Here is a 6,117-nt window from a genome sequence, read left to right on the forward strand (position 1 = left end):
CGCAGCGCGCTGGCAGAGCGAGCCGCGCTGCGCTTTACTGCACCCTGGCGCGTTCGCGCAGGCCGCGCTGGAATTCCATCATTTGCTCTTGCTGCATTTGCTGGGCAATCTGGGGTTTTATTTCTTCAAACGAAGGCAGTTGCGCCTGGCGCACGTCGTCGACCCGAATCACGTGCCAGCCAAACTGGCTCTGCACCGGGGCGTCGGTCATCTGACCCTTGCCCAGCTTGACCATGGCCTGAGAAAACTCGGCCACAAAGCTGCCGGCGGCAGCCCAGTCGAGGTCGCCGCCGTTGGCAGCCGATCCTGGGTCTTTGGACTGCGCGCGCGCCAGCTCTTCAAAGTTGGCGCCACCCTTGATCGCCGCGATGAGGGCCTGCGCTTGCTCTTTCGTTTCCACCAGAATGTGGCGCGCGCGGAATTCCTGTCCGCTGTTGGCGGCGACGAATGTATCGTATTCGGCCCGGATGGCGGCGTCGGTGATCGGGTGGCGTTTTTGCTGGTCGGCAAACAAGGCCCGAATCATGATGGTCTGGCGCGCCAGTTCCATCTGGGTTTTGTATTCTTGCGTGGCGGCAATGCCGCGCCGCTGCGCTTCCTGCATGAAGATTTCACGCAGGATGACTTCTTCGCGCAACTGCGTGCGCACCTCGTCTGTGACCGGGCGTCCGGTGGCGGCCATTTGTTCGGCCAGCACCTGCACGCGCGTCATCGGTACCGGCTTGCCGTTGACGATGGCGACGTTTTGTGCTGCCGCCCAAGGCGCAGCGCCGATCAGCAGCGCCGCTGCCAGGGCAGATAGGGTGAATTTCATGGATGTTCCAGCAAAAAAAAGAGGAGGCGCCGCCGTTGTTGCGGCAGGCTCGCGCGCTGCCGTGCGAGCCGGGTTGGAGGAGCAAATGGGGGTTCAGGATTTGATTTCAATAGCCAGCGCGTGCAGTCCGGCGGCGGTGAAATGGCGCAGCGCATCATACACAAGTCGGTGTTGCGCCACCCGGCTCAGGCCGACAAAGGCCGGCCCGCCGATGCAGACGCGAAAATGGCTGCCCCAGCCCTGGGCATTGGCGCCGGCGTGGCCGGCGTGGGCTGCGCTTTCGTCGTGCACTTGCAGCCAGGTGGGTGCCAGCGCGGCGCGCAGCGCCGCTTCCAGCGCAGCGGCGGTCGGCGGTATGGGGTTTGGTTTCATGATCGGCGCAGGGGTTATCGGTTGCGGTGTCGCGAATTATCGAATTATCAACCCGTGGCCTTGCCGTGTTGGCGCCGGTGAATTTCGGCCCTGGCTGGCGCGGCTGAACTTGCCGCCATTGCGCCGCTTGCGCGGGGCTGCCCAGGTAAACTGGGCGCTGCTTTTTTGCCCAGCCGTTTGACTCACAGGAGCCTCCGCCATGTCGACCCAGGAACAACAGTCCATTCTCGCCATTGCCTTGCTGGCCGCGTTTGCCGACGGCAGCAAGGCCGACGCCGAACGCGAGGCGATTCGCCGCATGGCCGATTCGCTTGGGCACGAGGCCGGCGCCGCCGGGCTGGCGCGGCTCTACCAGGACGTGCTGCTCAAGCGCGTCACATTGGCCGACGCGGTGGCCGGATTGAGCGACGCCAGCCAACGCCAGCTGGCCTACGAAATGGCGGTCTGCGTGTGCGACGTCGACGGCCGCCAGAGCCCGGCCGAGTCCGATTTTCTGGCCGATCTGAAAATCCGGCTGCAACTCGACACGGCACAGGTTGCGGCCTTCGAGGGCGAAGAAGCCGCGCTGGTGGCGGCGTCCGAGGACGCGTTGGCGCCGACAGCGGGAGCTGTTTCGCCTGTTGCGGCGCTCGCACCGGCGGCCCGTACCGCGCTCGACACCGAACTCGACCAGTCCATCCTCAAATACGCGCTGCTCAACGGCGCACTCGAGCTGTTGCCGCAGTCCTGGGCGTCGATGGCGATCATTCCGCTGCAGGTGAAAATGGTCTACGGCATCGGCAAGGCGCATGGCGTCGATCTCGATCAGGGGCATATTCGCGAGTTCATCGGCGCGGTCGGCGTGGGGCTGACGTCGCAGTACCTGGAGCAGTTTGGCCGCAAACTGCTGGGCGGTTTGCTCGGCAAGGCAGGCGGACGCATGGCGGGCCGAATCGGTGGTGCGGCCACCGGCATGGCGTTTTCATTTGCCACCACCTACGCGCTGGGGCAGGTGGCCAAGCGCTATTACGCGGGCGGGCGGGTGATGAGCACGGCGCTGCTCAAAGAGTCGTTTCAGGGCCTGCTCGGTCCGGCCAAGCAAATGCAAACCCAGTACCTGCCGCAAATTCGACAAACCGCCGCCACCCTGGACGCCGGCAAGGTGCTGGCGATGGTGCGTGCTTAAGCTGCGCCGGTCTGCAATCAGCCGGGCGGCTGGTGTTGCAGCGCGGCCGAGTTCATGCAATAGCGCAAACCGCTGGGCGCGGGGCCGTCCTCGAACACATGGCCCAGGTGCGCGCCGCAGCGGCTGCACACCGTCTCCACCCGCCGCCAGCCGTGGCTGTGGTCGGGCCGCTCCAGCAGCGCGCCCGGCACCGCCTGCGCAAAGCTGGGCCAGCCACAGCCGGCGTCGAACTTGCTGTCGGCGTTGAACAGGTGTTGGCCGCAGCAGATGCAGTGGTAGCTGCCGTCTGACCAGAAGGCTTCGTATTTGCCGCTGAAAGGGTGTTCGGTGTGCGCCTGGCGGCTTACTTCAAATGCCAGCGGCTCGGCGTCCTGTGCGGCCAGAACGGCGCGCCATTGTTCGGCGGTTTTTTGAATCGGAAAGTTCATGGGTTTGACCGGTGATGCGGCTCAGGACGAGCAACTGATTTGGATCTGCGCCGCCCAGGTGGGCGCGAAGTCGGCCAGGTCTTGCTCACCCGGGCGGGCCGTAAACGGGTGCTCGAGCGCGGTTTGCAGCCGCTGCAAGGCGGAAAAATCGCCTGCGCGCGCCCGCTCAATCGCCATTTCTCCCAGGTGATTGCGCAGCACCAGTTGCGGGTTGGTGGCCAGCATGCGGGCCGTGGTGGCGCCGGCATCGAAGCCGCTTTGCCGCTGCAGCCGGTCGCGCCAGTCTTGCGCCCAGGCGTCGAAGGCGTCGGTGTGCCGAAACAGCTCGCGCACCGGCGCGATCGCCGCGCTGGCGCTGGCCAAGCTGGCCGAGGGCGCGGCAAAGCCTGCTGCGGCGTGCGACAGGCGGCGCCAGAAAATGCTGAAATCGACCGCATCCTGCGCCAGCAGTTGCAGCAGCGTGTCGATTCGTTTGGCGTCCTGCGGCAGCGCCGCAGTCAGACCGAGCTTGGCGGCAAAGCGCTGCTCGAAGGCAGCGGCAAACTGCGTCGGGTAGGACTCCAGGGCGGCCAGCGCCAGCTCGGTCCTGCCGATCAGCGGCAACAGCGCCTGCCCCAGGCACAGCAGGTTCCAGTGCACCACGGCCGGTTGGCGTTGCCAGGCGTAGCGCCCGCGCTCGTCGCTGTGGTTGCAGATATGGCCGGGGTTGAAGGCGTCCATGAACTGGAACGGACCGTAATCGACCGTCAAGCCCAAGATGCTCATGTTGTCGGTGTTCAGCACGCCATGACAAAAGCCCAGCGCCTGCCACTGCGCCACCAGCGCGGCGCTGCGCAGGCTGACCGCCAGCAGCAAATTGGCATACGGGTTGCCGGTCTGGTCGCGGCATTCGGGGTAGAAGTGCTCCAGCACGAAATCGGCCAAGGCTTTGAGGGCGTCGTGCTGGCCACGGTGGGCAAAGTGTTCGAAGTGGCCAAAGCGGATGAAGCTGGGTGCCACCCGCGTCAGCACGGCGGCGGTCTCGACCTCTTCGCGCTGCACCGGCGCGTGCGAGCCGGTGACGCACAGCGCCCGGCTGCTCGGCACGCCCAGCGCGTGCATGGCTTCGCTGCACAAAAATTCGCGGATCGAGCTGCGCAGCACCGCACGGCCGTCGCCCGAGCGCGAATACGGCGTGCGCCCGGCGCCCTTGAGTTGCACCTCCAAGGGGCCGGTTGCGCTGGCGAGCTCGCCCAGCAGCAGCGCGCGACCGTCGCCCAACTGGCCGGCCCAGTGGCCGAACTGGTGGCCGCTGTAGACGCTAGCCAGCGGGCGCATGCCGTCCAGCACGGCGTTGCCGCTGAAGACCTGCAAGGCGTGCTCGCCGTGCAGCCAGTGCGGGCACAGTCCGAGCGCGCGCGCAAGCGTTAGACTGGCACCGACCCAGTAGGGTGCAGGCAGCGGCGTGGGCTGCCATTTGGTATAAAACGTCGGACCCAGCGCGGCGAAACGGTGCGTCCAGGCGCTGGGGGCAGGGGGCAGGCTCATGCGCTGCATTCTGGCGCAGACCGATTGCACCCGCTGGCCGACGGGCCATCGCGGCCAACCGGAGCAACCCGGATGGGGCCGGACAGCGGTGCTGGCATCATGTTGCTGGCATCATTCAGACACAACACTTTTTTCGGGAAACATTCATGCTAGGACAAATGCAGCCACAGGCCTTGTTGATTTCTTCGCTCATCACGCACGCCGAGCGCCACCACGCCAGCAGCGAGATCGTTTCGCGCCGGGTCGAAGGCGACATTCATCGCAGCTCCTGGGCGCAGATTTCGCGTCGCTCGCGCCAGGTGGCCAACGCCATCGACCGCCTGGGCCTGAGCCGGGGCGAGCGGTTGGCCACGCTGGCCTGGAACGGCTACCGCCATCTGGAGCTGTATTTTGGCGTCAGCGGCAGCGGGCGCGTGCTGCACACGCTCAACCCGCGCCTGCACCCCGAGCAACTGGCCTGGATCATCAACCACGCCCAAGACCAGGCGCTGTGCTTTGACCTGACGTTCCTGCCGCTGGTGCAGGCGGTGGCGGCCAAGTGTCCGACGGTGCGGCACTGGATCGCGCTGTGCGACGCCGAGCGGCTGCCCGCCGACAGCGGCATCGCCGCTTTGCAAAGCTATGAAGCCTGGATCGGTGCGCACGCCAGCGACTACCACTGGCCCGATCTCGACGAGAACGCCGCCGCCGGCATGTGCTACACCAGCGGCACCACCGGCAACCCCAAGGCCGCGCTGTATTCGCACCGCTCGACCTTGCTGCATGCTTATGCGGCTGCTCTGCCCGATTCGCTCAACCTGAGCGCGCGCGACAGCGTGCTGCCGGTGGTGCCGATGTTTCACGTCAACGCCTGGGGCATTCCGTATTCTGCCGCCGCGGTGGGCTGCAAGCTGGTGTTTCCCGGCCCGGCGCTCGATGGCAAGTCGATCTACGAACTGCTGCAAAGCGAGCAGGTGAGCATGGCCGCCGGTGTGCCTACGGTCTGGCAGATGCTGCTCAACCACATGCAGGCCGGGGGGCTGAAATTCAGCAGCCTCAAGCGCACCGTGATTGGCGGCTCGGCCTGCCCGCCAGCCATGATCGAGGCCTTCAGCCAGCGCTACGGGGTGGCGGTGTTGCACGCCTGGGGCATGACCGAAATGTCGCCCCTGGGCACCGTGTGTGCATTGAAAAATGCCCAGCTCGCGTTGCCACCCGAGCAACAGAGCCAGGTTTTGCTCAAGCAAGGTCGGGCGGTCTTCGGCGTCGACATGAAAATCGTCGACCCCGACGGACGGGATCTGCCCTGGGACGGCCAGAGCTGCGGCGACTTGCTGGTGCGCGGGCCGTGGGTGATTGCCAGCTACTTCAAGGACGAAGGCGGCGACCCGCTGCGCCGCGACGCCGATGGTCGGGGCTGGTTTGCGACTGGTGACGTTGCCACCATAGACGCCGAAGGCTATATGCAAATCACCGACCGCAGCAAAGACGTGATCAAGTCCGGTGGTGAGTGGATCAGCTCGATCGACGTGGAAAACATTGCCATGGCGCATCCGGCGGTGGCGCTGGCGGCTTGCATTGGCATCAAGCACCCCAAGTGGGACGAGCGACCGATCATTGTGGTGGTGAAAAAGCCGGGCGCCGAACTCGGGCGTGACGAGTTGCTGGCTTTCTACCAAGGCAAGATCGCCAAATGGCAAATACCCGACGACGCGCTGTTCGTCGACGCCATTCCGATTGGCGCCACCGGAAAAATGCAAAAAATGAAGCTGCGCCAGCAATTGCAAGACTACCGCCTGCCGCAGTGGGTGGGGCAGTAAGACCAAGTCGGC

Annotated in this window: 6 protein-coding genes; 2 read left to right on the forward strand and 4 right to left on the reverse strand. The window is 65.6% G+C overall.

Going from position 1 to position 6,117, the window contains the following annotated elements:
* Positions 1-34: 34 nt before the first annotated feature.
* Together EST26_RS09140 and EST26_RS09145 are read right to left on the reverse strand one after the other, a co-directional pair.
* Entirely contained in the window at positions 35-814 is a 780-nt protein-coding gene (locus tag EST26_RS09140; RefSeq protein WP_291067227.1) for a peptidylprolyl isomerase, read from the reverse strand.
* 93 nt (positions 815-907) lie between these two features.
* Entirely contained in the window at positions 908-1,186 is a 279-nt protein-coding gene (locus tag EST26_RS09145) for a BolA family protein (RefSeq protein WP_291067229.1), read from the reverse strand.
* Between the two features lie 199 nt (positions 1,187-1,385).
* Here EST26_RS09145 and EST26_RS09150 point away from each other — a divergent pair, with 199 nt between their 5' ends.
* Complete coding sequence (locus EST26_RS09150; RefSeq protein WP_291067231.1) at positions 1,386-2,351, forward strand: DUF533 domain-containing protein; 966 nt, start codon at positions 1,386-1,388, stop codon at positions 2,349-2,351.
* Positions 2,352-2,368: 17 nt separating this feature from the next.
* Here the strand turns inward: EST26_RS09150 and msrB are convergent, their stop codons facing one another.
* Together msrB and EST26_RS09160 are read right to left on the reverse strand one after the other, a co-directional pair.
* Positions 2,369-2,779 carry a peptide-methionine (R)-S-oxide reductase MsrB gene (gene msrB, locus EST26_RS09155; protein WP_291067233.1) on the reverse strand — a complete coding sequence of 137 codons (411 nt, stop codon included), beginning with the start codon at positions 2,777-2,779 and terminating at the stop codon, positions 2,369-2,371.
* Between the two features lie 21 nt (positions 2,780-2,800).
* On the reverse strand, positions 2,801-4,315 hold the full coding sequence (locus EST26_RS09160; protein ID WP_291067235.1) for a protein adenylyltransferase SelO family protein: 1,515 nt from the start codon (positions 4,313-4,315) through the stop codon (positions 2,801-2,803).
* 137 nt (positions 4,316-4,452) lie between these two features.
* On the opposite strand from EST26_RS09160, the gene EST26_RS09165 reads away from it, so the two are divergent.
* Positions 4,453-6,105 carry a 3-(methylthio)propionyl-CoA ligase gene (locus EST26_RS09165; protein WP_291067237.1) on the forward strand — a complete coding sequence of 551 codons (1,653 nt, stop codon included), beginning with the start codon at positions 4,453-4,455 and terminating at the stop codon, positions 6,103-6,105.
* The last annotated feature ends 12 nt before the right edge of the window (positions 6,106-6,117 follow it).

This window comes from Hydrogenophaga sp. (genome assembly GCF_014773545.1).
Taxonomy (GTDB): Bacteria; Pseudomonadota; Gammaproteobacteria; order Burkholderiales; family Burkholderiaceae_C; genus Hydrogenophaga.